Annotated in this window: 21 protein-coding genes and 2 pseudogenes; 19 read left to right on the top strand and 4 right to left on the bottom strand. The window is 39.4% G+C overall.

What is annotated here, in order from left to right:
• Window positions 1-111 precede the first annotated feature (111 nt).
• Window positions 112-2,004: a M13 family metallopeptidase gene (locus QM859_RS03280; protein WP_414262111.1), complete on the top strand. Its 1,893-nt coding sequence runs from the start codon at window positions 112-114 to the stop codon at window positions 2,002-2,004.
• Between the two features lie 38 nt (window positions 2,005-2,042).
• Here the strand turns inward: QM859_RS03280 and QM859_RS03275 are convergent, their stop codons facing one another.
• Window positions 2,043-2,672 (bottom strand): MBL fold metallo-hydrolase, encoded by a 630-nt coding sequence (locus tag QM859_RS03275; RefSeq protein ID WP_414262110.1) that lies wholly within the window; start codon window positions 2,670-2,672, stop codon window positions 2,043-2,045.
• Between the two features lie 104 nt (window positions 2,673-2,776).
• The gene (locus QM859_RS03270) at window positions 2,777-3,853 is read right to left on the bottom strand and encodes a DUF2974 domain-containing protein (protein ID WP_414262109.1); all 1,077 of its coding nucleotides are present in this window, start codon (window positions 3,851-3,853) and stop codon (window positions 2,777-2,779) included.
• A 95-nt stretch (window positions 3,854-3,948) separates the two neighbouring features.
• Between QM859_RS03270 and QM859_RS03265 the strand changes: the two genes are divergently transcribed.
• From QM859_RS03265 to QM859_RS03225, 9 genes are all read left to right on the top strand, one after another.
• Window positions 3,949-4,626 (top strand): response regulator transcription factor, encoded by a 678-nt coding sequence (locus QM859_RS03265; protein ID WP_000548968.1) that lies wholly within the window; start codon window positions 3,949-3,951, stop codon window positions 4,624-4,626.
• Window positions 4,619-5,593: a sensor histidine kinase gene (locus QM859_RS03260; protein ID WP_414262108.1), complete on the top strand. Its 975-nt coding sequence runs from the start codon at window positions 4,619-4,621 to the stop codon at window positions 5,591-5,593. Before QM859_RS03265 ends, QM859_RS03260 begins: the two co-directional genes overlap by 8 nt.
• Before the next feature lie 324 nt (window positions 5,594-5,917).
• The gene (locus QM859_RS03255; RefSeq protein WP_045616090.1) at window positions 5,918-6,676 is read left to right on the top strand and encodes an ABC transporter ATP-binding protein; all 759 of its coding nucleotides are present in this window, start codon (window positions 5,918-5,920) and stop codon (window positions 6,674-6,676) included.
• Window position 6,677: 1 nt separating this feature from the next.
• Window positions 6,678-8,675, top strand: coding sequence for an ABC transporter permease (locus QM859_RS03250; protein ID WP_414262107.1), 1,998 nt, complete (start codon window positions 6,678-6,680; stop codon window positions 8,673-8,675).
• A gap of 576 nt (window positions 8,676-9,251) precedes the next feature.
• Window positions 9,252-10,301 (top strand): DUF389 domain-containing protein, encoded by a 1,050-nt coding sequence (locus QM859_RS03245; RefSeq protein ID WP_414262106.1) that lies wholly within the window; start codon window positions 9,252-9,254, stop codon window positions 10,299-10,301.
• A 719-nt stretch (window positions 10,302-11,020) separates the two neighbouring features.
• Window positions 11,021-11,323 carry a TMEM175 family protein gene (locus QM859_RS03240; protein ID WP_006151097.1) on the top strand — a complete coding sequence of 101 codons (303 nt, stop codon included), beginning with the start codon at window positions 11,021-11,023 and terminating at the stop codon, window positions 11,321-11,323.
• Window positions 11,248-11,607, top strand: coding sequence for a hypothetical protein (locus tag QM859_RS03235; RefSeq protein ID WP_000397555.1), 360 nt, complete (start codon window positions 11,248-11,250; stop codon window positions 11,605-11,607). Before QM859_RS03240 ends, QM859_RS03235 begins: the two co-directional genes overlap by 76 nt.
• Window positions 11,604-11,927: a potassium channel family protein gene (locus QM859_RS03230; protein WP_000825751.1), complete on the top strand. Its 324-nt coding sequence runs from the start codon at window positions 11,604-11,606 to the stop codon at window positions 11,925-11,927. Before QM859_RS03235 ends, QM859_RS03230 begins: the two co-directional genes overlap by 4 nt.
• Window positions 11,924-12,973 (top strand): DUF389 domain-containing protein, encoded by a 1,050-nt coding sequence (locus tag QM859_RS03225; RefSeq protein WP_414262105.1) that lies wholly within the window; start codon window positions 11,924-11,926, stop codon window positions 12,971-12,973. Before QM859_RS03230 ends, QM859_RS03225 begins: the two co-directional genes overlap by 4 nt.
• Window positions 12,974-13,184: 211 nt before the next feature.
• On the opposite strand, the gene thrS is transcribed toward QM859_RS03225, so the two are convergent.
• Together thrS and QM859_RS03215 are read right to left on the bottom strand one after the other, a co-directional pair.
• Entirely contained in the window at window positions 13,185-15,128 is a 1,944-nt protein-coding gene (thrS, locus tag QM859_RS03220) for a threonine--tRNA ligase (protein ID WP_036755187.1), read from the bottom strand.
• 310 nt (window positions 15,129-15,438) lie between these two features.
• Window positions 15,439-15,813: a hypothetical protein gene (locus tag QM859_RS03215; protein ID WP_414262104.1), complete on the bottom strand. Its 375-nt coding sequence runs from the start codon at window positions 15,811-15,813 to the stop codon at window positions 15,439-15,441.
• Window positions 15,814-16,018: 205 nt separating this feature from the next.
• Between QM859_RS03215 and rpsO the strand changes: the two genes are divergently transcribed.
• From rpsO to QM859_RS03170, 9 genes and pseudogenes are all read left to right on the top strand, one after another.
• The gene (gene rpsO / locus QM859_RS03210; protein ID WP_001018251.1) at window positions 16,019-16,288 is read left to right on the top strand and encodes a 30S ribosomal protein S15; all 270 of its coding nucleotides are present in this window, start codon (window positions 16,019-16,021) and stop codon (window positions 16,286-16,288) included.
• A gap of 566 nt (window positions 16,289-16,854) precedes the next feature.
• Window positions 16,855-17,901, top strand: a complete 1,047-nt coding sequence (locus tag QM859_RS03205; protein ID WP_414262103.1) for a FecCD family ABC transporter permease — start codon at window positions 16,855-16,857, stop codon at window positions 17,899-17,901.
• Window position 17,902: 1 nt separating this feature from the next.
• Window positions 17,903-18,658 (top strand): ABC transporter ATP-binding protein, encoded by a 756-nt coding sequence (locus QM859_RS03200; RefSeq protein WP_414262102.1) that lies wholly within the window; start codon window positions 17,903-17,905, stop codon window positions 18,656-18,658.
• 23 nt (window positions 18,659-18,681) lie between these two features.
• The gene (locus QM859_RS03195) at window positions 18,682-19,692 is read left to right on the top strand and encodes an ABC transporter substrate-binding protein (protein WP_414262101.1); all 1,011 of its coding nucleotides are present in this window, start codon (window positions 18,682-18,684) and stop codon (window positions 19,690-19,692) included.
• Window positions 19,673-20,368 carry an alpha/beta hydrolase-fold protein gene (locus tag QM859_RS03190; RefSeq protein WP_414262100.1) on the top strand — a complete coding sequence of 232 codons (696 nt, stop codon included), beginning with the start codon at window positions 19,673-19,675 and terminating at the stop codon, window positions 20,366-20,368. Before QM859_RS03195 ends, QM859_RS03190 begins: the two co-directional genes overlap by 20 nt.
• A 152-nt stretch (window positions 20,369-20,520) precedes the next feature.
• Entirely contained in the window at window positions 20,521-21,864 is a 1,344-nt protein-coding gene (locus QM859_RS03185; protein WP_414262099.1) for a DEAD/DEAH box helicase, read from the top strand.
• 183 nt (window positions 21,865-22,047) lie between these two features.
• The gene (locus QM859_RS03180) at window positions 22,048-22,248 is read left to right on the top strand and encodes a hypothetical protein (RefSeq protein ID WP_316599594.1); all 201 of its coding nucleotides are present in this window, start codon (window positions 22,048-22,050) and stop codon (window positions 22,246-22,248) included.
• A gap of 91 nt (window positions 22,249-22,339) precedes the next feature.
• Window positions 22,340-22,534: pseudogene (locus QM859_RS03175) on the top strand (IS3 family transposase); the annotation flags it as partial.
• Window positions 22,527-22,598: pseudogene (locus QM859_RS03170) on the top strand (IS3 family transposase); the annotation flags it as partial. The pseudogenes QM859_RS03175 and QM859_RS03170, both read left to right, overlap by 8 nt.
• Between the last annotated feature and the right edge of the window lie 77 nt (window positions 22,599-22,675).

Genomic DNA, 22,675 nt, shown 5'->3' with positions numbered 1-22,675 from the left:
TATTTAAAATATTAACTAGAAAACAATCAGGAGAAGACGGTATTTTTAATTGCATTCCCCAGGGATTTTTGCTAAGCTAGGAATAAGTGAAAATAGGAAAGCGAGAACAAGATGACACGTTATCAAGATGATTTTTATGATGCTATAAATGGTGAGTGGGAAAAGACTGCTGTTATTCCAGCCGATAAATCGAGAACAGGTGGTTTTATCGACCTTGACGAAGAAATTGAAGAGTTGATGCTAACGACGACTGACAAATGGTTGGCAGGAGAAGATCTTCCAGAAGATCCTATCCTAGCAAACTTTGTCAAATACCACAGCATGGTGAGAGATTTCGATAAGCGAGAAGCTGATGGAATTGAACCAGTCCTTCCTTTATTGGAGGAATACCAGGATTTGGAAAGTTTTGCGGATTTCGCAAGTAAACTAGCAGCATTTGAATTAGCTGGTAAACCAAACTTCCTTCCATTTGGTGTATCACCAGACTTTATGGATGCTAGAACCAATGTTCTTTGGGCTAGTGCTCCAGGAACAATCTTGCCTGATACAACCTACTATGCGGAAGACCATCCACAGCGTGAGGAATTGTTGAACCTTTGGAAAGAAAGTACTTCTAATCTCCTTAAAGCCTATAACTTCTCAGATGAAGAAATCGAAGACTTGCTAGAGAAACGATTGGAATTGGACCGCCGTATCGCAGCAGTAGTCCTCTCTAATGAAGAAAGTTCAGAATATGCTAAACTCTACCATCCATATTCTTATGAAGATTTCAAAAAATTTGCTCCTGCCCTTCCATTGGATGACTTTTTCCAAGCGATTCTTGGTCAAGTTCCTGATAAGGTCATTGTAGATGAAGAACGTTTCTGGCAAGCAGCAGAGCAATTCTATAGTGAAGAAGCTTGGCCTTTACTTAAGGCAGGCTTGATCTTGAGTGTGGTTAATCTTTCGACTAGTTATCTGACAGATGAGATTCGTATCTTGTCAGGTGCCTACGGACGAGCTCTTTCAGGAGTTCCAGAGGCTCAAGACAAACGCAAGGCAGCTTACCATTTAGCTCAAGGACCATTTAAACAAGCCCTCGGTCTTTGGTATGCCCACGAAAAATTCTCTCCAGAAGCTAAGGCGGACGTAGAGAAAAAAGTGGCGACCATGATTGACGTTTATAAGGAACGTTTGGCTAAAAATGACTGGCTGACTCCTGAAACTCGAGAAAAAGCCATCGTCAAACTCAATGTCATCAAGCCTTATATCGGTTATCCAGAAGAACTGCCAGCTCGCTATAAGGACAAGGTAGTGGATGAATCTGCTAGCCTCTTTGAGAATGCCCTAGCCTTTGCGCGTGTAGAAATCAAGCACAGTTGGAGCAAGTGGAATCAGCCGGTTGACTACAAGGAGTGGGGAATGCCTGCTCATATGGTCAATGCCTACTACAATCCACAAAAGAACTTGATTGTCTTCCCTGCCGCTATCCTACAGGCTCCATTCTATGATTTGCATCAGTCATCTTCTGCCAACTATGGTGGTATCGGTGCGGTTATTGCCCATGAAATTTCTCACGCCTTTGATACTAATGGAGCTTCCTTTGATGAAAATGGAAGTCTCAAGGATTGGTGGACTGAGAGCGACTATGCTGCCTTTAAAGAGAAAACGCAGAAGGTTATCGACCAGTTTGATGGTCAAGAATCTTACGGTGCAAAAATCAATGGGAAACTAACTGTATCCGAAAACGTTGCCGACCTTGGAGGAATCGCTGCTGCCCTTGAAGCTGCTAAGAGAGAACCAGACTTCTCAGCTGAAGAGTTCTTCCATAACTTTGCTCGTATCTGGCGTATGAAAGGTCGCCCAGAGTTGATGAAACTCATGGCCAGCGTTGATGTGCACGCCCCAGCTAAACTCCGTGTTAACGTCCAAGTGCCAAACTTCGATGACTTCTTTACAACCTATGATGTCAAAGAAGGCGACGGCATGTGGCGTTCACCAGAAGACCGTGTGATTATTTGGTAATCAAAAAACCAAGGATGATTGTCCTTGGTTTTTATATTTTAGAAAAATGGATTGAAGGTTTTTTCGTGCGCGATAGTCGTAGCCGGACCATGTCCTGGATAGACATCGTAGTTTGGAAGGGTGAAGAGCTGGGTTTGGACACTATGAAGGAGTTGTTCCATACTACCAGTTGGCAAATCTGTCCGACCAATGGTTTCTCGGAAAAGGGCATCTCCCGTTAAGACCAAGTGTCCATCTGGGAAAACCAATGAAACTCCACCGATAGAGTGGCCTGGCGTTGGTAAGACTGTAAAGCGGAATTCTTCAATCTGGTATTCTTCATGAAAGACATAAGTGTGTTCAGCTGGTTTGCAGATGACATCTGCCATATCGTCATGTCGAGGGAGACCTGAAAGGTTGTCAACAGGAGTATAGAGCCAAGAAGCTTCATTTTCTGCCACATAGACTGGAGGATTTCCATAAGTATCTCTGATCAAATCAAGACTCATAATATGGTCGTAGTGAGTGTGGGTCAGAAGAATGGCACAGACTGGTTTATTGATGGTTTCGATAGTCTTGCGAATGGCCTCCCAATGGCTACCAGGATCGACTACAATCAGGTGTTGGTCTCCTTCAAGATAATAAGTATTTTCATAGGCAACAGGATTCACAGTTTTATGGATTTTCATAGGATTTTCTCTTTCATAGATTTACAGTTTCTAGTATAACACAGAAGCACAAAATAAGGAATCAACAAGAAAGTCCCTCCATAAAGGAAGGGACTTTTAACTTTTTAAAAATGATTTTTCCAGGCTTGGAAACGTGCATCCAGTAGGAGTTGTGTCAGATTTTTTAAGATTTCAACTTGCTCGGGCTCTAGTGTCTGGGCTTGAGAAACAAGTTGTCGAACATGGTCGATAGCATTTCTAGAAGATAAATCATTGATGGAAGTGATTCCAGATTCTAGGATGGTTCCGAAAAAGAGATCAAAGTAGAGCTCTAGTTCTTCATCGGGCACACTGTCCACCCATTCTTTAAGAGTGTCTTTGATTTGGAGACTTTCGCTACTAATTTCCTCTAGTTGGACAAAGTGTTTGTCTTCAACCTGCCAACTAAAGGTGTCATGCTGGGCAAGACCGCCTAAAGCAGTGCTTCGAACGACGATTTTCTTATCAGGGATTTCCAGCATCATCCCGATGATAGAACCTTGTGGGACAAATACTTTTGTTCTTTCCATCATGTTTTGATAGCCAGCTGTTTCGGTCAGTTCCTTGTGAAGTCCAGGCGCATCAAAAGTATAGACGGCGACAATGTTTTTTTGTAAAAGTGGGTCGAGTTGACTGGCAGCATAGACAGCTAAATTGCCCCCTTTTGAGTGTCCTGCTAGGACCACCTTTTGGTTAGGATGTTGAGCAAAAAAGTCCTGTAAATACTGGAGAGCATGTTTTTGAGCTGGAATTTCCTTCATATAGGTCATATGGAAATCTTCTTTCCAACCAATAATACTGTCGTCTGTGCCACGAAAGACAATCAGATAGGTATCTAGGTTCAGACGATAGGTCATAGCAGCGAATTGCTTTTGGAGTTCTTCATCAATATCGTTGACAAAGTTAGAGAGCTTGCTATTTTTAAAACGCTTGTGTGTGGAGAGTTGATCTAAGAGTTGCAGACGTTCTTTATTAGTCAACACGTTAATGTCACGAGGAACACGTGTTGCGACATCTAGTAAGCGATTATCTGATTCGTCTAGTAAGTTATCAAAAGACAGATAAGTCAGCTCTGTCAAAGCAAGTACATCCAGTTCATTTAAGGGAAGATCATAAAAAGAATCGTATTGAACATCAGTTAGATAGTCAAAAATATTGGCCATGAGAATTCCTTTCTTAACTTTTATCATATCAGATTTGCATCAATTTCGCTAGTAGTGAGAAGAATTTTGCTATAATATAAAAAAAGGAGGAGCAGATGCACAAGATTTTACTAGTAGAAGATGATCCAGTAATCCGTCAGCAAGTTGGGAAAATGCTCTCCGAATGGGGTTTCGAAGTAGTCATGGTAGAAGACTTTATGGAAGTTCTGACGCTATTTGTTCAGTCTGAGCCTCATCTGGTCCTGATGGATATTGGATTGCCTCTCTTTAATGGCTATCACTGGTGTCAGGAAATTCGCAAGATTTCCAAAGTTCCTATTATGTTTCTGTCATCAAGAGACCAGGCTATGGACATCGTGATGGCTATTAATATGGGAGCAGACGATTTTGTGACCAAGCCTTTTGACCAGCAGGTCCTTTTAGCTAAGGTACAGGGTTTGTTGCGTCGTTCCTATGAGTTTGGAAGGGATGAGAGTCTCCTAGAGTATGCTGGAGTTATTCTCAATACCAAGTCTATGGATGTGCATGTCAATGGAAAAGCTATCAGTTTAACAAAGAATGAATTTCAGATTTTACGAGTTTTATTTGAACATGCAGGAAATATCGTAGCGCGTGATGATTTGATGCGGGAACTCTGGAACAGTGACTTTTTTATCGACGACAATACCTTATCTGTTAATGTCGCTCGCTTGCGCAAGAAACTGGAGGAAGAAGGTTTGATTGGTTTTATCGAAACCAAGAAAGGGATAGGGTATGGATTGAAACATGCTTGAACTTAAAAGTTTTTTTCTAGCTTATATCCGTTCGCGTAGCCGTTTTTTTGCTTTTATTCTATCGCTTACAGGTTTGCTTTTTCTCTTTGAAATCTTGTTTGATAAGCAAGGGCCCTACTTTAACTATTTCTTCTTTCTATCTACATTTTTGACATTTTTGTTTTTGATATTTGATTTCTTGATAGAATTGCAACGTTATCGTAAGGAATTGCTCTATGGTGAAAGAAAAGCTAAGTCACCAATGGAAGTCCTTCTAACTGAAAAATTAGAGAAAAGCGAATCTGAACTCTATCAAAAGAAATCAGATGCTGAAAACCGCTATAATGATTTGGTGGACTACTATACACTCTGGGTTCATCAGATAAAAACACCAATTGCAGCCAGTAAACTCCTAGTGAGTGAGGTGGCAGATCGCCAACTGAAACAACAGTTGGAGCAGGAAATTTTTAAGATTGATTCCTATACCAACCTCGTTCTCCAATATCTACGCTTAGAAAGCTTCCATGATGATTTGATTTTGAAGAAAGAAAATATAGAAGATCTGGTCAAGGAAGTCATTCGCAAATATGCCATTTTCTTTATCCAGAAAGGTCTTAGTATCAATCTGCATGACTTGGATAGAAGTATTGTGACGGATAAAAAATGGCTGTTGGTAGTCATTGAACAAATCCTGTCAAATAGCCTCAAGTACACAAATGAAGGTGGGGTTGAAATCTACATGGAAGGTTCAGACCTTTGCATCAAAGATACTGGGATTGGTATCAAAAACAGTGATCGGTTGAGAGTCTTTGAACGTGGATTTTCAGGATATAATGGTCGAATGACCCAGCAGTCATCTGGACTTGGACTCTATCTAACCCGGAAAATCAGCCAAGAATTAGGACATCAGATTCAAATAGAATCCGAACTTGGGCAAGGAACAACTGTGAGGATTAAGTTCTCTGAAGTGAATTTACTGATTGAATGAAAAAAATTGTGAAGAGCTTGGAAGAAACCTTTCAAGCTCTTCTTTAGACCTTGATATAGTGAGAAAAAAGGCTTCAATTAGATAAAAATGTAATCTTACAAAAATGTAAGATTAAAGGCCCCTTTTGTAAGGTTATGTTATGGCAAGCCCTCTTTTTTTGGAGTAAACTTAGAGCATAAAGAAAAAGGAGAGAAACCATGAAAACAATTTTACAAAAGAAACAAACAAGTAAGCCGAGTTCAAAGGATATCGAGCGAGTTCAAATCGGCATCGAAATGATGCAAGCTCAGTTTCAATTAATGGGATATTAAAAAGGAGATTGTCATGACACTATTAGATGTAAAACACGTTCAAAAGATTTATAAAACTCGCTTTCAAGGCAACCAAGTAGAAGCCCTGAAAGATATTCACTTTACCGTTGAAAAAGGCGACTACGTCGCTATCATGGGTGAGTCTGGATCTGGTAAATCGACCCTACTCAATATTCTTGCTATGCTTGACAAGCCAACGCGTGGGCAGGTCTTCCTAAACGGAACTGACACAGCCATCATTAAAAATTCTGAAGCATCAAGCTTCCGTCGTGAAAAGTTAGGCTTTGTCTTCCAAGACTTCAATTTGTTAGATACGCTTTCTGTTAAAGACAATATCTTACTCCCTTTGGTATTGTCTAGAAAGCCTATTACAGAAATGATGAAAAAATTGGTCGTGACGGCCGAAAATCTTGGCATCAATCAATTGCAGGAGAAGTACCCTTATGAAATCTCTGGAGGGCAAAAACAAAGGGTAGCAGTTGCACGGGCTATCATCACAGAACCAGAAATTCTTCTTGCGGACGAGCCAACAGGAGCCCTAGACTCTAAATCATCTGCAGCCCTCCTTGATATCTTTGATCAGATCAACGAGCAAGGACAGACCATTCTCATGGTAACCCACTCAACAGCTGCGGCCAGCCGTGCAAAACGTGTTCTTTTCATCAAGGACGGTATTCTCTATAATCAAATTTATCGAGGTGAAAAGACGGATCGTCAGATGTTCCAAGAAATCTCTGACACCTTGACTGTTATGGCAAGTGAGGTGAACTAGTATGTTTCGATTAACCATTAAGCTGGCCATATCCAACTTAATTAAAAACCGCAAACTCTATTATCCCTTTGCTTTGTCTGTCATTTTGGCAGTTACTATCAGCTATCTCTTTTACTCTCTGACCTTCAATCCCAAGATTGCGGAAATCCGTGGAGGATCCACCATTCAAACTACTCTAGGATTTGGTATGTTTGTCGTCACCCTTGCGTCAGCCATTATCGTCCTTTATGCCAATAGTTTTGTTATGAAAAATCGCTCAAAAGAACTGGGTGTCTATGGTATGTTGGGACTAGAAAAGCGCCATTTAATTGGTATGACCTTCAAGGAGCTCCTGATATTTGGTTTAGTAACAGTGACTTCTGGGATTGGCATTGGTGCCCTCTTTGACAATCTCATCTTTGCTATATTGCTTAAACTTGCAAAGATGAAGGTAGAGCTAGTCGCAACCTTTCAATGGTCCGTAGTCCTTTCAATTCTTCTAGTATTTGGTCTTATCTTTTTAGTCCTTGTGTTTCTAAATACCCTACGTATCATCCGTATGGATGCTCTGCAACTATCTCGTGAAAAAGTAAAAGGGGAGAAGAAGGGACGTTTCTTAGTCCTTCAAACTTTACTAGGGCTAATTGCACTAGGTAGTGGCTACTATCTAGCACAAAGCGTAAAAGATCCAGTTTCAGCGACTGTTACTTTCTTTATAGCCGTCCTGTTGGTAATTGTTGCGACCTACCTCTTATTCAATGCGGGTATTACAGTTTTCTTACACTTACTCAAGAAAAACAAGCGTTATTACTACCAACCAAATAACCTCATCTCTGTTTCTAACCTTATCTTCCGTATGAAGAAAAACGCTGTCGGTTTAGCAACCATTACCATCCTTTCCACCATGGTTTTGGTTACTATGTCAGCAGCAACCAGTATCTACAACGGTTCTGAAAATATAAAAAATATCATGTATCCTCATGATTTCGATGTTAAGGCAAAGGGAAATAATATTGAAGTTGAGAATTTAGACCAACTATTGACTCAATATGCCAGTGAAAAGAACTTGACGATTAGCAATAAAGACGTTCTTAGCTATGCTAGCTTTGGCCTTTCTAGTCAAGATGGAACTAAATTAACCATCATGACTAAAGAACAAATCACGGAATTACCTAAGACAGTTTTTCTAGTATTTGATCAAAAAGACTATGAAAAAATGACTGGACAAAAGCTAAATCTTACTGGTAATGAAGTAGGTCTTTGGGCTAAAAATAACCAATTAAAAGGTCAGAAATCATTTAGTCTTAACAGTCAGGAGTATAGTATCAAGCAAGAAATCCAGCAAGATTTTTTAGCTAACCATGTTTCCAATCTCTATATCCTTTTAGTTTCAGATTTTAACTACCTAGTTGTACCAGATCTTCAAAGCTTTTTGGATCAGTACCAAGATTCTGCTGTCTACCCTCAGTTTTATGGTGGTATGGATGTCACCGCAAGTCTAGAGGAACAGTTAAAACTAGCTGATGATTTTGATGCGTATGTAAATAATTTTAGCCATAATCTCAAGAGTGAAGATGCTATGGTTTATAATGGAACTACTAAAACTGATGCAATTGCTGAAATGAACGCTCTCTTTGGTGGAATTCTCTTTATCGGTATTTTCCTCTCTATCATCTTTATGGTAGGTACTGTACTGGTCATTTACTATAAACAAATCTCAGAAGGTTATGAGGATCGTGAACGCTTTGTCATCTTGCAAAAAGTGGGCTTGGATCAAAAACAAATCAAACAAACCATTAACAAGCAGGTCTTGACTGTTTTCTTCCTCCCTGTAATCTTTGCTTTCCTACACTTGGCTTTTGCCTATCATATGTTAAGTTTGATTCTTAAGGTCATTGGGGTAGTAGATACAGCTATGATGTTAAGTGTAACACTTTCTATTTGTGGTATCTTTGCCCTCATCTACGTACTTATCTTTATGATTACTTCAAGAAGCTATCGTAGAATTGTTCAAATGTAAAAACAGAAACATCAAAAAAGAGAGTGGGACAGAAATCGTTAATTCGTTAGAATTCGATTTCGTCGTCCCACCTCCGCACAGTTGAGTAGGGCTATAAAAGCTGATGAAATCAGCGTAGTAGAGCCCAATCAACCACTGCGTCTTGCTCGATAATTCAAAGACAATTGAGAGGCTAGGACTTTTGTCCCAGCCTCTTTTTTAGTATCTGGGATTTTGTCCCAGGTTTTATCTCTTATTTCTCAACACGTGATTTGTTGGCGAGATCAACTAGGATTGCTGCTACAAACTCATCATGTTTAAACATTAAAAAGGTATCTACTTTCAGAGGAGATATCGTTTTTCTTCTTCGGATAAGGATACAAAAATTTCTTCCTTTCTCTATCTTTTAAATGAATTGATTTCTTCAGAGAAAGACTGTAAAATTTTTGATATAATATGTAGGATGGACTGATGGATATTTAAAAGATAATGTTCAAAAGAATCACAGGTAAGAATAAAAATATGTCAGTTTAGATAGAAGTCTCCCTACCATCATCCATGCAGAAACAAGATTATATGAAATAAAAGGAGTAACCAATGTCCGGAAACTATTCAACACGTGAATTCCGCGAGAAACTATACGATGACCTTCATGTTCGATTGAGAGATACAGCGATTTTGATGTGTGCAATTTTTATTGCCTCTATCGGACTAAATATGAATTCAACAGCTGTCATTATAGGAGCCATGTTGATTTCACCTCTCATGACACCGATTGTTGGACTGGGATTCGGTTTAGCTATTTTTGATACGCGTTTAATCAAGCAATCTCTAGAGGTTTTATTGACTCAAGTGTTGGTCAGTTTGCTTGTCTCGACTCTGTATTTCTGGATTTCTCCCTTGTCTTATGCAAGTAGCGAGTTGATTGCACGAACCTCTCCAACCATTTGGGATGTCCTCATTGCTATTGCTGGTGGGATTGCTGGTGTGATCGGTTCAAGGAAAAAAGAAGCAAACAATATCGTGCCAGGAGTAGCCATTGCTACAGCTCTGATGCCGCCTATCTGTACTGCTGGCTATGGTTTAGCTAATGGGAATGTACGATTTTTATTGGGGGCTCTCTATCTTTTCTTGATCAACTGTGTCTTTATCATGCTAGCCAACATTGTTGGAACAAGAATTTTGATGAGAAAATCTCCTTTAACTTCATTTAAAGAGCTGAGCATTAAAATGAGAATTGGCTTGATATCTTTGATTGTATTGTTGATTCTTCCAGCTAGCTATTCGGCAGTTACTCTGACAATAGAACAAGCGCGCAAAGAAGGGATCAAACAGTTTGTAGGAAAAGAGTTCGCCAATTATACGGTTATTAATCAAGTCTACAAGTCAAGTAACAATGAATTGGTCTTGACGGTTGTTGGAGATCCGATTTCAGAAGAAGAATTAGAAACACTCCACCAAAAACAAGCCTCTTACGGTATTCAATCTGTTCAATTGAAAGTGAATCAAGTTCAGAACTCGCCAACATTAGATAGTGAAGCGACCAAGGAATTTTATGAAAACATTGACAAGTATATTGATCAAAAACTCTCTGAAAAAGATTCACAAAACGATCTCGTAAAAGAAAATGAAGCAGACAAGGATTGAGGACAATGAACTGAATCGGTTTTTACGCCGTGTTTTTCTTGTATCTTCCTCTTTCTTACTTATAGCAGGTTGTTTTTGCTTGAATAAGAAATAAATTAGAAGTTCTATCATCTAAGAAAAATGATGAACAAAAAATCATTTAACTAATGGTGTGAACGTTTAGTGTTTATCAGCTCCATTCTCTGTAATTTTGGGGGTAAAATCCACACCATTCGGATAAAATTAGTTGAATTTGATTGGAAAAAAGCTTTTATAAAAGCGGAGAAAAGTCTTTATATTACGCTGTTTTTAGTCCAACTGAAATTCATACTTTCCAAACCAGGCTTGAAAAAAGCTCGTAAAGCATCACAATTTAGTAAACGTTAAAACTTATTTAAACTTATTGAAAGCATTTCGTATCAAAAATACGGGATGCTTTTTCTGTTCACCCCAAATTTTTGTAACTAGGTGATACTTGAAATTAATACAAATTTGGTTGTTTTTGATAAATCTAAGCAACACTACATGATGAAGTGAAAGGGGATGAATCTTTGATAGTATTCACTTATTGTGAAATATGATATATTTATTAATTAGATGGATGAATACTTCTAGAGTTAAATATAGTATAATAGGGACATACTTTTTGGTTTATTTTTGTTTGTAGTCGGATTATGAAAGAATATCCAATATTATGCGATAAGATAGAATGTTACAAAAAAGAAAGGGGATGCAATCCGATGAAGAAAGACAGATTAATTGTATTGACAGATGCTGTTCTAGCAATTATTATGACCATCTTGGTTTTAGAGTTAGAAAAACCAACAACACCAAGTCTTGAAGCTTTTTGGGATTTACGGCAAAATTTCTTTGCTTGTTTTCTTTCCTTTTTCTGGTTGGGATCGTTATGGATGGCACTAAACACATTATGGGAAAAGGTTGAGAAAATTTCCTCAGAAATTATTTGGTGGAATTTGTTTCTACTCTTGGAGCGGCAGGAGTTCTCTTTGGAGAATTTCATGCCATCCAAGATACCAGTCTGAATGATGTGGTGGACCGGATCTATATAAATGTCAAGGATTTACCGTTTCAGTCCTTGGGAGCTTTAGCTAATATCCTGTCTGATATTAAGAAGGGACTGATTCAAGACAGTCATATCTGGTCTTTCTTCCAGTCATTTTTCAAACAATATCAGTTGATAATCAGCTTAAATCAGATCTATCAGTTTGTCTATCTTTCTCTGATGGAGATCATGTCCTATCTTCACTTTGATTATTGGAAAAAAACGGCTCGGTCAGGAGCTAGTATGAATAAGGAGAACAAATGAAACGTTTAAAAATGTTATGGCATATTATGCAGGTTACCGGTTTTACTCGGTTTGCTCTGAGTTTTGTGACCTTTGTTTTTGGGTCAGGAGGCGTGCTTTTCCTAGTTGAACCTGCTATCACAAATTACGGAGACGGTCTTTGGTATGCTTTTGTGACTTCGACGACTGTCGGCTACGGGGATCTCCTAGCTGTGACCTTGATTGGAAGGATTACCAGTGTCTTCTTGACGATTTATGGGCTCATATTTTTTGGCTGTTTATCAGCTGTTATTTTTAATTATTATACCAATTTAAATAAGGAAAGAGGAGAGGACAAATGACTGCCAATTATTCAACACGTGAATTCCGCGAGAAACTATACGATGACCTTCATGTTCGATTGAGAGATACAGCGATTTTGATGTGTGCAATTTTTATTGCCTCTATCGGACTAAATATGAATTCAACAGCTGTCATTATAGGAGCCATGTTGATTTCACCTCTCATGACACCGATTGTTGGACTGGGATTCGGTTTAGCTATTTTTGATACGCGTTTAATCAAGCAATCTCTAGAGGTTTTATTGACTCAAGTGTTGGTCAGTTTGCTTGTCTCGACTCTGTATTTCTGGATTTCTCCCTTGTCTTATGCAAGTAGCGAGTTGATTGCACGAACCTCTCCAACCATTTGGGATGTCCTCATTGCTATTGCTGGTGGGATTGCTGGTGTGATCGGTTCAAGGAAAAAAGAAGCAAACAATATCGTGCCAGGAGTAGCCATTGCTACAGCTCTGATGCCGCCTATCTGTACTGCTGGCTATGGTTTAGCTAATGGGAATGTACGATTTTTATTGGGGGCTCTCTATCTTTTCTTGATCAACTGTGTCTTTATCATGCTAGCCAACATTGTTGGAACAAGAATTTTGATGAGAAAATCTCCTTTAACTTCATTTAAAGAGCTGAGCATTAAAATGAGAATTGGCTTGATATCTTTGATTGTATTGTTGATTCTTCCAGCTAGCTATTCGGCAGTTACTCTGACAATAGAACAAGCGCGCAAAGAAGGGATCAAACAGTTTGTAGGAAAAGAGTTCGCCAATTATACGGTTATTAATCAAGTCTACAAGTCAAGTAACAATGAATTGGTCTTGACGGTTGTTGGAGATCCGATTTCAGAAGAAGAATTAGAAACACTCCACCAAAAACAAGCCTCTTACGGTATTCAATCTGTTCAATTGAAAGTGAATCAAGTTCAGAACTCGCCAACATTAGATAGTGAAGCGACCAAGGAATTTTATGAAAACATTGACAAGTATATTGATCAAAAACTCTCTGAAAAAGATTCACAAGATGACATCGTAAAAGAAATTGAGGCAGACAAGGACTGAGGATAGTCAACTTATCTAACTCATGGAAGCAAATCTTGGGAGGATATCCTATATCCAAAAGTTAATGGATAGAAAGGATTGTTGATGAGAATATCATTTGTGGTGGTTTGACCAATCACTACTAGCTCAGGTTAAATAAAATATAAAAAGCAACAACTGAAATAGTTGTTGCTTTTTCTTACTGAAAAATGTTTCTCAGACTGCGATCGATTTATTTTTCAACACGTGATTTGTTGGCGATATCGGCTAGGATAGCTGCTACAAACTCATCTACTGACACAGTGTTTGTTTCTTTTTGGCCATAGCGACGAACGTTGACAGTTCCGTCTTCCATTTCCTTGTCACCAACGATCAATTGGTAAGGAATCTTGCTAGTTTGTGAAGCACGAATCTTGAATTGCATTTTCTCATTACGTTCATCCACATCAGCACGGACACCACGGTCACGGAGTTTCTTCGCTACTTCCCAAGCGTAGTCCACGTGTTTTTCGTTAGATACTGGGATGAGGGTTACTTGGTGTGGCGCAAGCCATGTTGGGAAGGCACCCTTGTAGTTTTCAATCAAGATCGCTGTGAAGCGTTCCATAGTTGAGATAACCCCACGGTGGATCATAACTGGGCGATGTTCTTCACCATCAGCTCCGATGTATTTAAGGTCGAAGCGTTCTGGAAGCAAGAAGTCAAGCTGGATCGTAGAGAGGGTTTCTTCTTTTCCAAGGGCAGTCTTAACCTGGATATCCAATTTTGGTCCATAGAAGGCAGCTTCACCTTCAGCTTCAAAGTAGTCAACGCCCATTTCATCAAGGGCAGCACGAAGCATGGTTTGGGCATTTTCCCACATTTCATCGTTATCAAAGTACTTGTGAGTATCTTGAGGGTCACGAAGAGAGAGGCGGAAACGGTATTCATTCAAGTTGAAATCTTCATAAACATCGATAATCAACTGAAGAGCACGTTGGAATTCTTCTTGGATTTGTTCTGGAGTCACAAAGAGGTGACCGTCGTTGAGAGACATTTCACGCACACGTTGAAGACCAGTGAGGGCACCAGATTTTTCATAGCGGTGCATCATCCCGATTTCAGCGATACGGATTGGCAATTCACGGTATGAGTGAACATGGTGTTTAAAGACTTGGATGTGGTGTGGACAGTTCATTGGGCGAAGGACGAATTCTTCCCCATCTCCCATATCCATAGTTGGGAACATGTCCTCTTGGTAGTGATCCCAGTGACCAGAAGTCTTGTAAAGCTCTACAGAAGCAAGTGGTGGAGTGTAAACGTGTTGGTAGCCAGAAGCTAACTCCTTGTCGACGATGTAGCGTTCCAACTCACGACGGATTGTCGCCCCATTTGGCAACCAGAATGGAAGACCTTGACCAACCTCTTGAGAAATCATAAAGAGATCAAGCTCTTTACCAAGTTTACGGTGGTCACGTTCTTTGGCTTCTTCACGCATTTGAAGGTAGTTTTTCAAGTCTTTCTTGTCGAACCAAGCTGTACCGTAGATACGTTGCATCATGGCATTGTCGCTATTTCCACGCCAGTAAGCACCAGCTACATGGAGAAGGTGGAAGATTTGGATACGACCAGTTGATGGGACGTGTGGACCACGGCAAAGGTCTACATACTCACCTTGACGGTAGATGGTCAAGCCACCCTCGTCTTCTGAGTGCTCTTCGATCAATTCCAACTTGTAAGGGTCGTTTTTGAAGATTTCACGGGCTTCATCTTTTGTCACTTCTTCACGAATAGATGGGAAGTTTTCTTTAACGATTTTTTGCATTTCTTCTTCGATACGAGGAAGATCTTCATTAGAGATTTGACCCGCTTGGTTGTCTGTATCGTAGTAGAAACCATCTTCGATGGCTGGACCAACACCCAAGTGAATGTCTGGGAAAAGGCGACGAGCGGCTTGAGCGAACAAGTGGGCTGCTGAGTGACGCAAGATATCCAATGCATCTTCGTGATCAGGTGTCACGATTTCGATGCTTCCATCTTCAGTGATCGCACGAGTAGTGTCGATGAGTTTGCCGTTAAATTTACCAGCAAGAGCTTTTTTAGCTAGAGAATTGCTGATGGATTGGGCAATTTCAAAAGTTGTAACGCCAGATTCGAATTCACGAACAGCGCCATCTGGGAAAGTAATTTGAATCATGATTTTCTCCTTATAATCTTTTAAATATTTTAGTTATAGTGAAACTCTTTTTGATTTCTTCATCAAAAAAACAAAAAAGCGACATCCAAAAAGGACGTCGCAACGTGGTTCCACCTTCATTTATGTTCCTCAAAAAAGAGGGACACCTCTGATTGGCTCTAACGTGGCCACCGTTTTATGTTTGCATAAAAGTCAGTAGAGTAGTATCAGTATAGTCTTCCTATGCGTTCTCAGCAACCACGCACTCTCTGGTAGAAAGGGTCTAAGTGACTTGTCTCTATGCATTATTATAGCATGATTGTGAGATTTTTCAAGGATTTTGTGAAAGTTTTTTCCTTTTCAGTTTTTGCACTAGATTCTTAATAGCTACACCGACAGCCATACCCACGAGGGCAAAGATTTCATAGGCTAGGAAGTAGAGAAGGATAAATTCTCCGAAAGTAATGATGGTAAAGCAAAAGAGCAAGCCAACTCCAATTAACCACCAAACTGAGAACTTGAAACGATAAGAGTAGAATAGTGATACTATGAAAGTCACCAGTGGAGAGAAGATAATAACGTTGCCGATGGTGAGCTCCTTCAAGATATAGTTTTTAGTAATAGTCCATAATAACAGCTCATAAAGTGGCCAATAAAAGAAAAATATGACCAGATAGTAGGGGAGATATTGCGAGAATTTACGCATGGTAATCACCTCTCTTTTCAAGATGTCTACTTAGATATCCTTCCTATAACTATTATAGCACTTTTGCGGTAAGAATAGTAAATCAGTTGACAAAGAACTTAGTTCTTGGTAGAATAAGAAATGTCGTAAAGACAAATAACTTCTTCTTGGTTACAGGCATGCCAACCTGTCACTCGGATGAAGCCAAATAAAAAGGAGAAACATCATGGCAATCTCAAAAGAGAAAAAAAATGAAATCATTGCACAATATGCACGTCACGAAGGTGATACAGGTTCAGTAGAGGTTCAAGTTGCTGTCCTTACTTGGGAAATCAACCACCTTAACGAACACATCAAACAACACAAAAAAGACCACGCTACTTACCGTGGATTGATGAAGAAAATCGGTCGCCGTCGTAACTTGCTTGCATACTTGCGTAAAAACGACGTTAACCGTTACCGTGAGTTGATCAACTCTCTAGGACTTCGTCGTTAATTCAAGATACAAAGGCCGTCAAAAGCACAAAGCAAAAATAGGAAAATTGACGAAGAAACTTCAGTTTCTAGGAGATTTTATCTTTTTTGCCAAGTGCTTAGGCCGTGTTCAATTGAGCACATCTTGAAAATAAGGCTACTCTAGTTGAGTAGCTTTTTATTTTTGTCACCTTACCTCGATATACTCAAGTATAATCTTCGGTTATGGTTCTTAGCACTGTAAGGTAAAATAAACCAGAATGATCTCCCTTCGGGGAGATTTTTTGTTTCACTAACATTTTTGTACAATCTTCGGCTTGCCGCCTAGTCTACAAACGTTTTATCCAGCAAGAATCATGATGCTAAGGGCGTTAAAAATCCGTATGAAAATAGGGAAAGAACGCAGTGTTCGATGAACACAAGGAATTTCATCTTTTTCACTAGGATTTTAGCCCGAGCTCAAATAAGCTCTCTGACTTCAGAGGGCTTTTTTGTGTGCTTTTTTCTAGTCTTGTTCCTGATTTAGAAATGTGGTATACTAATTATGAAAATTGTCTAAATTTTTAATTTTTGTTAAAGGAGGGTTTCATGCTTTCCAAATTTTCTGGAAGCCATCAAAACCTGAGATATTGTTTTTTACTAGCTATCCTGTTAGGAGCTTTGGGGATTTCTCTGTTTCTGGCAGTTTCTATGGGGTCTGTTCAAATTAGCTTGAGTGATACCTATCGGATAATTTTGAGTCAGTTAGGGGCTCCTTTTGAGATAGGAGACATTTCAAAGTCTACGCTTGCTATTGTTTGGAATATGAGATTGCCACGGGTTTTTCTTGCTTTGATTGTTGGTGCTGGCCTCTCCATGTGTGGTAGTGTCATGCAGTCAACGGTCAACAATCCAATAGCAGAACCCTATGTATTAGGAATTTCAGCCGGGGCAACCTTTGGAGCAACTTTGAGTATTATTCTTGGATTTAAAGTTATGATTGGTCTAGGCTCTTTCTTAGGAGCGATTTTGGCAACAGTTGCAGTTCTACTCATTGCGTCCATGCAGGGCAGGATGACAACTTCTAGTCTCATTTTATCAGGGACGGTAGTGCATGCCCTATTTTTGGCTTTTTCAAACTTTATTATCTCTATTGGGGCCAATGCTGATAGCGTTATGACCATCAAGTTTTGGACCATGGGTTCTTTAGCAGGGACATCCTGGGCTCACTTAACCTTGCCAACTATAATCGTGGGAATCGCCTTTTTATTTTTCTCTTCCCAATACCGTGTTTTCAATGCCATGATGATGGGAGATGAGGCGGCTTTGACTTTGGGAATTCCCTTGCGTTTTTACTGGTATCTCTATGTAACGATTGTAGCTGTGATGACAGCTATCTTGGTATCGACCTGTGGGATTATCGGTTTTGTCGGTTTGATTACACCTCATCTAGCCCGAAGTTTGGTAGGGACAAATTACAAAAGGCTTTTTCCGATTGCAACCTTACTAGGCGCCCTCTTTGTCGTCTGGGCAGATGTCTTTGCTCGCGTTTTGATTCAAAATGCTGAACTTCCGATTGGTATTTTCACGGCCCTAGTAGGTGCACCTTTCTTTATCTACATGGTTGCAAGTAGACGAAGGGAGGTGAGAGTCTGATATGGACTTAATGTGCCAGGATATTCACTTTGGAATCGGAGAAAAAAAGATTCTCAAAGGAGTCTCACTTAAACTTGAGGGAAACCAATTTCATACTATTTTGGGACCAAATGGAAGTGGAAAGACCAGCTTGCTGAAACTCTTTTATCGACAGGAAAAGCCGAATCAGGGCTTGATTTCTTTAGATGGGAAGCCTCTAGACCAAATGAGCGTCAAAGAAACGGCAAAGCAGATGGCAGTTATCACGCAGTTTAATCAACTTCAGTTTGATTGTACGGTTGAGGAGATTGTCATGCTGGGTAGAACGCCCCATCTCTCTTTCTTGCAAAAGGAAAAAGACAGAGATTTTGCTTTGGTTGAGGATGCTTTGATCAAGGTAGATCTGCTCGAAAAGAGAAATCGACTCTACTCTTCTTTGTCAGGAGGAGAGAAGCAGCGGGTTCTGTTAGCACGCGCCTTGGCCCAAGAGCCGAACCTCTTGCTCTTAGATGAACCGACCAATCATTTGGATATCAAGTATCAGCTAGACTTATTGACCATTGTCAAAAATCTTCAGATCAACGTGCTAGCTGTCTTGCATGATATTCAGCTGGCTTGTCGCTATTCAGACTATCTCTACCTAATGAAAGAAGGGGAGATTGTTTACCAAGGTACTCCAAAAGAGACCATCACACCCGAGTCATTGCAGGCTGTCTATGGCGTTCAAAGTAAGGTAACTTGGACAGAAGATCAGCAAGCCATGATTCACTATTTATAAAAATTAAAAAGGAAAAAAAAAACATGAAAAAAACACTTAGTATTTTACTTGTAACAGTAGCTACCTTATCTTTGGCAGCTTGTAGTAACGCATCTAAAGAAACAGCACCGGCACCGGCTACAACAGAAGCTAGTCAAAAAGCTAATACAGAAACCAGCTATCCTGTAACTATCAAAACTTATGATGCTAAAGGAAACGAAGTCGAACAAGTATTTGAAAAGGCACCTGAAAAGGTCATCACCAACAACCTCTCAACAACTGAAATCCTACTTGAACTCGGTTTGAAGGATAAAATTGCCGGTATGCTCAATCCTGATAATGCGGTAACTGGTAAATACAAGGATGCTATTGAAGCCATCCCTCACATTGGTGATAAAAAATCTGTCTCACAAGAAACAGTTCTTTCTTATGAACCAGATGCCTTGATGGGCCGCAACATGATGTTTTCTGAAAAGTCAATGGGAACCATTAGTGCTTGGAATGAAAACAAAATCCCTGTTTATACGCAAAAAGCTTCACTTTCAACTATCCAACAAGATTTAGGAAATATCGTAGAAGATGTGAAGAATCTTGGTACCATTTTCAATGTCCAAAACAAGGCTAATCAATATGCCGAGCAATTACAAGCTAAAATCGATGCGGTTAAGAAAGCAAACCCAGAAACACAGGGTGAAAAGAAAAAAGCTCTGATTATGGTGGCCTACAATGACGAAACCTTTGGTGCCTACAAGTCAGCCCTTCAGGAAAGTTTGCTTAACCAACTTGGTTATACCAATGTCGCAACAGGAACTTCTGGTTTGACCCTGGAAAATCTAGTGTCAATGGATCCAGAGTTGATTATCTATGTAACTAGTGACCGCAATCAAAAGTTAGATGAAAAAGCAGTGGATTTGATGAAGGCAAATGCTGTTTTGGAAAATGTCTCAGCAATCAAAAATAAAAAAATCATGACTATCTCTTACGATGAGTTGATGGATTACGGTCCTGCAGTGATTGATTCCCTTGAAAAAATCAATGACTTTATCAAGAAATAAGGAGTTTAACTGGGAAGGGATTCAAGTTAGGATCAGTATTCCTTCAAACTATAATCCTCAACAAGCCTATCCAGTTGTGCTTTTAAACGATGGGAAATTGGATTATTTGTCAGACCTATCCCAATCTGTGATTTTGGTGGGGTTGATTCCAGAAAATCGTCTGGATGACTTTACACCTTGGAAAGCTAGTGCATTGAAAGAAGGGGTTCCGGATTTTGGTGGGAAGGTAGACCAATACCATCAGAAGCTATTTCAAGGAATTTTAAAAATTCTAAAAAAAGAATATTTGCTTGATGAAAGTCGAATTGCTTATGGTGGCTATTCACTGGGTGGTCTTGCTGCTGTCTATAGTCTTTATAGTAGTCATCTACCTGCGACCTGTATCTTTTCTATCTGTGGTTCCTTCTGGTATCCTGATTTTACAGAATATTGTGAAGAACATGACTTGATACAGAGCCAAAGCCTGATTTATCTGCAAAATGGTCAGACAGAAGGTGCCAATCATTCCAATCGTCTGTCTAAGGCTCCTATTTATGCCAGAGATCTACATGATCTGATATCAGAGAAAGTCCCTTCGACTTATTGCACATTTGATGCTTATGGGCATCATGAAGCTCTGAAGGAACGTTATCATCATTTTTGTGATTGGCTGAGAGACGAGTGGAAGCTTAATTAATCCTATAACACTCCTTGTTCATGGTAACTAGGAGTGTTTCTCATGTATGCTTGGTTGTTAAAATGTTCATGGTATTATTCTTGACGGAAATCCATCCCCTGTAATAGACTAAATTATGGTATAATGAGTAGATAGATAGAATCGAGGAAATTATGTCATTTACACAATTTAAATTTAAAAAATATATAGAAAAAGCCTTGGAGGAGTTGAAATTTACGACTCCTACCGAGGTTCAGGAAAAGTTGATTCCTATTGTCCTGGCTGGTCGTGACTTGGTTGGTGAATCAAAAACAGGTTCAGGTAAGACTCATACTTTCTTGCTTCCAATTTTCCAACAGTTGGATGAAGAGAGTGACAGTGTGCAGGCCGTTATCACAGCTCCAAGTCGTGAATTAGCGACTCAGATTTACCAAGCAGCTCGCCAGATTGCGGAACATTCAGAAGTAGAAATTCGTGTTGCCAACTATGTTGGTGGTACAGACAAGGCCCGTCAGATTGACAAATTAGCAAGTAATCAGCCCCATATCGTTATCGGAACTCCAGGTCGTATTTATGACTTGGTCAAGTCTGGTGACCTAGCCATTCACAAAGCTAAGACCTTTGTAGTCGATGAAGCGGACATGACCTTGGATATGGGATTCTTGGAGACGGTTGATAAGATTGCAGGAAGTCTTCCAAAAGACTTGCAGTTTATGGTCTTTTCAGCGACTATCCCACAAAAACTACAACCATTTTTGAAGAAATACTTGTCCAATCCTGTCATGGAGAAAATCAAGACCAAGACAGTTATCTCTGATACCATTGACAACTGGTTGATTTCAACAAAGGGTAGAGACAAGAACGCTCAGATTTATGAGTTGACTCAAGTCATGCAGCCGTATCTCGCCATGATTTTTGTCAATACAAAAACTCGTGCGGATGAATTGCACAGCTACCTAACAGCTCAAGGATTAAAGGTGGCTAAGATTCATGGAGACATTGCTCCTCGTGAACGTAAACGTATCATGAATCAGGTGAAAAATCTTGATTTTGAGTATATCGTTGCGACTGACCTAGCTGCGCGTGGGATTGACATCGAAGGTGTCAGCCACGTTATCAACGATGCCATTCCACAAGACTTGTCCTTCTTTGTTCACCGTGTTGGACGAACTGGACGTAATGGTCTACCAGGTACAGCCATCACCCTTTATCAGCCAAGCGATGACTCTGATATTCGTGAGTTGGAGAAATTAGGAATTAAGTTTGTACCTAAGGTTGTTAAAGATGGAGAGTTCCAAGACACTTATGACCGTGATCGTCGTGCCAATCGTGAGAAAAAACAGGAAAAACTGGATATCGAAATGATTGGGCTGGTCAAAAAGAAAAAGAAAAAAGTCAAACCAGGCTATAAGAAGAAAATTCAATGGGCGGTCGATGAAAAACGCCGGAAGACCAAGCGTGCTGAAAGTCGTGCCCGTGGACGTGCAGAGCGCAAAGCTAAACGCCAAACATTTTAGAATTGAGACAGTAGAACCAAGTGGTTTTACTGTTTTGGATAGTTCTACATCTGGATTGTCAGAATTCATAAGTAGATGATGTTAAAAACTTAAAATTTAATCAGATCATTCTTTTAAATTTCTGAAGTTTATAATATACTTAAATTAAAAGTAGATTATTGGAGAAGGTAAATGAAAATAAAAATGAAAGACTTTATTGCTGGGATTGGTGAAATAAATGTTATTGTTTATTTGATATATGTGTGTACTGGTCTCGCTCCTCTCTTTCATATATTGGTCATCGGTTCAGAAGTGAGTACTGGAAAAATAGTTTTAACTATCTTAGGCATACTTTATGCTATCTTTTTAACGATTGCTAGAATTTATCGAAAGTTTTTCTGGTAAGAATTATCATGAAATATTAAAATCCCATCAGAAATTTGAACTGCACCCCAAAAGTTAGACAGAAAAAATCTAACTTTTGGGGTGTTTTATTATGAAATTGAATTATGAAGATAAAGTTCAGATTTATGAACTAAGAAAGCAAGGACAAAGCTTCAAAAAGCTTTCGAAAAGATTTGGTGTGGATATTTCTGGTCTAAAATACATGATGAAATTAATTGACCGTTATGGCATAGATATCGTCAAGAAAGGGATGAATCGTTATTATTCTCCAGAACTAAAACAACAAACGAATTAAAGTCAAACTAAAAGGACTTAGCCCTGTGCAATACAGAACTAAATCCTTTCAATAATTATTTGTCCAACTTTTGGGGGTCAGTACAGCTTTCCTTTTTGGGATAAAATATGTGCTTTCTATGACTAGGCAATT

Origin of the sequence: Streptococcus infantis (assembly GCF_047463175.1) — a bacterium.
GTDB classification, from domain to species: Bacteria; Bacillota; Bacilli; order Lactobacillales; family Streptococcaceae; genus Streptococcus; species Streptococcus infantis_AC.
This window is presented reverse-complemented; position numbering and strand designations above follow the sequence as displayed.

Coding starts and splice junctions, on each gene's coding strand:
- QM859_RS03280 (WP_414262111.1), top strand. CDS start 112: ATGACACGTTATCAAGATGATTTTTATGATGCTATAAATGGTGAGTGG.
- QM859_RS03275 (WP_414262110.1), bottom strand. CDS start 2,672: ATGAAAATCCATAAAACTGTGAATCCTGTTGCCTATGAAAATACTTAT.
- QM859_RS03270 (WP_414262109.1), bottom strand. CDS start 3,853: ATGGCCAATATTTTTGACTATCTAACTGATGTTCAATACGATTCTTTT.
- QM859_RS03265 (WP_000548968.1), top strand. CDS start 3,949: ATGCACAAGATTTTACTAGTAGAAGATGATCCAGTAATCCGTCAGCAA.
- QM859_RS03260 (WP_414262108.1), top strand. CDS start 4,619: ATGCTTGAACTTAAAAGTTTTTTTCTAGCTTATATCCGTTCGCGTAGC.
- QM859_RS03255 (WP_045616090.1), top strand. CDS start 5,918: ATGACACTATTAGATGTAAAACACGTTCAAAAGATTTATAAAACTCGC.
- QM859_RS03250 (WP_414262107.1), top strand. CDS start 6,678: ATGTTTCGATTAACCATTAAGCTGGCCATATCCAACTTAATTAAAAAC.
- QM859_RS03245 (WP_414262106.1), top strand. CDS start 9,252: ATGTCCGGAAACTATTCAACACGTGAATTCCGCGAGAAACTATACGAT.
- QM859_RS03240 (WP_006151097.1), top strand. CDS start 11,021: ATGAAGAAAGACAGATTAATTGTATTGACAGATGCTGTTCTAGCAATT.
- QM859_RS03230 (WP_000825751.1), top strand. CDS start 11,604: ATGAAACGTTTAAAAATGTTATGGCATATTATGCAGGTTACCGGTTTT.
- QM859_RS03225 (WP_414262105.1), top strand. CDS start 11,924: ATGACTGCCAATTATTCAACACGTGAATTCCGCGAGAAACTATACGAT.
- thrS (WP_036755187.1), bottom strand. CDS start 15,128: ATGATTCAAATTACTTTCCCAGATGGCGCTGTTCGTGAATTCGAATCT.
- QM859_RS03215 (WP_414262104.1), bottom strand. CDS start 15,813: ATGCGTAAATTCTCGCAATATCTCCCCTACTATCTGGTCATATTTTTC.
- rpsO (WP_001018251.1), top strand. CDS start 16,019: ATGGCAATCTCAAAAGAGAAAAAAAATGAAATCATTGCACAATATGCA.
- QM859_RS03205 (WP_414262103.1), top strand. CDS start 16,855: ATGCTTTCCAAATTTTCTGGAAGCCATCAAAACCTGAGATATTGTTTT.
- QM859_RS03200 (WP_414262102.1), top strand. CDS start 17,903: ATGGACTTAATGTGCCAGGATATTCACTTTGGAATCGGAGAAAAAAAG.
- QM859_RS03195 (WP_414262101.1), top strand. CDS start 18,682: ATGAAAAAAACACTTAGTATTTTACTTGTAACAGTAGCTACCTTATCT.
- QM859_RS03190 (WP_414262100.1), top strand. CDS start 19,673: ATGACTTTATCAAGAAATAAGGAGTTTAACTGGGAAGGGATTCAAGTT.
- QM859_RS03185 (WP_414262099.1), top strand. CDS start 20,521: ATGTCATTTACACAATTTAAATTTAAAAAATATATAGAAAAAGCCTTG.
- QM859_RS03180 (WP_316599594.1), top strand. CDS start 22,048: ATGAAAGACTTTATTGCTGGGATTGGTGAAATAAATGTTATTGTTTAT.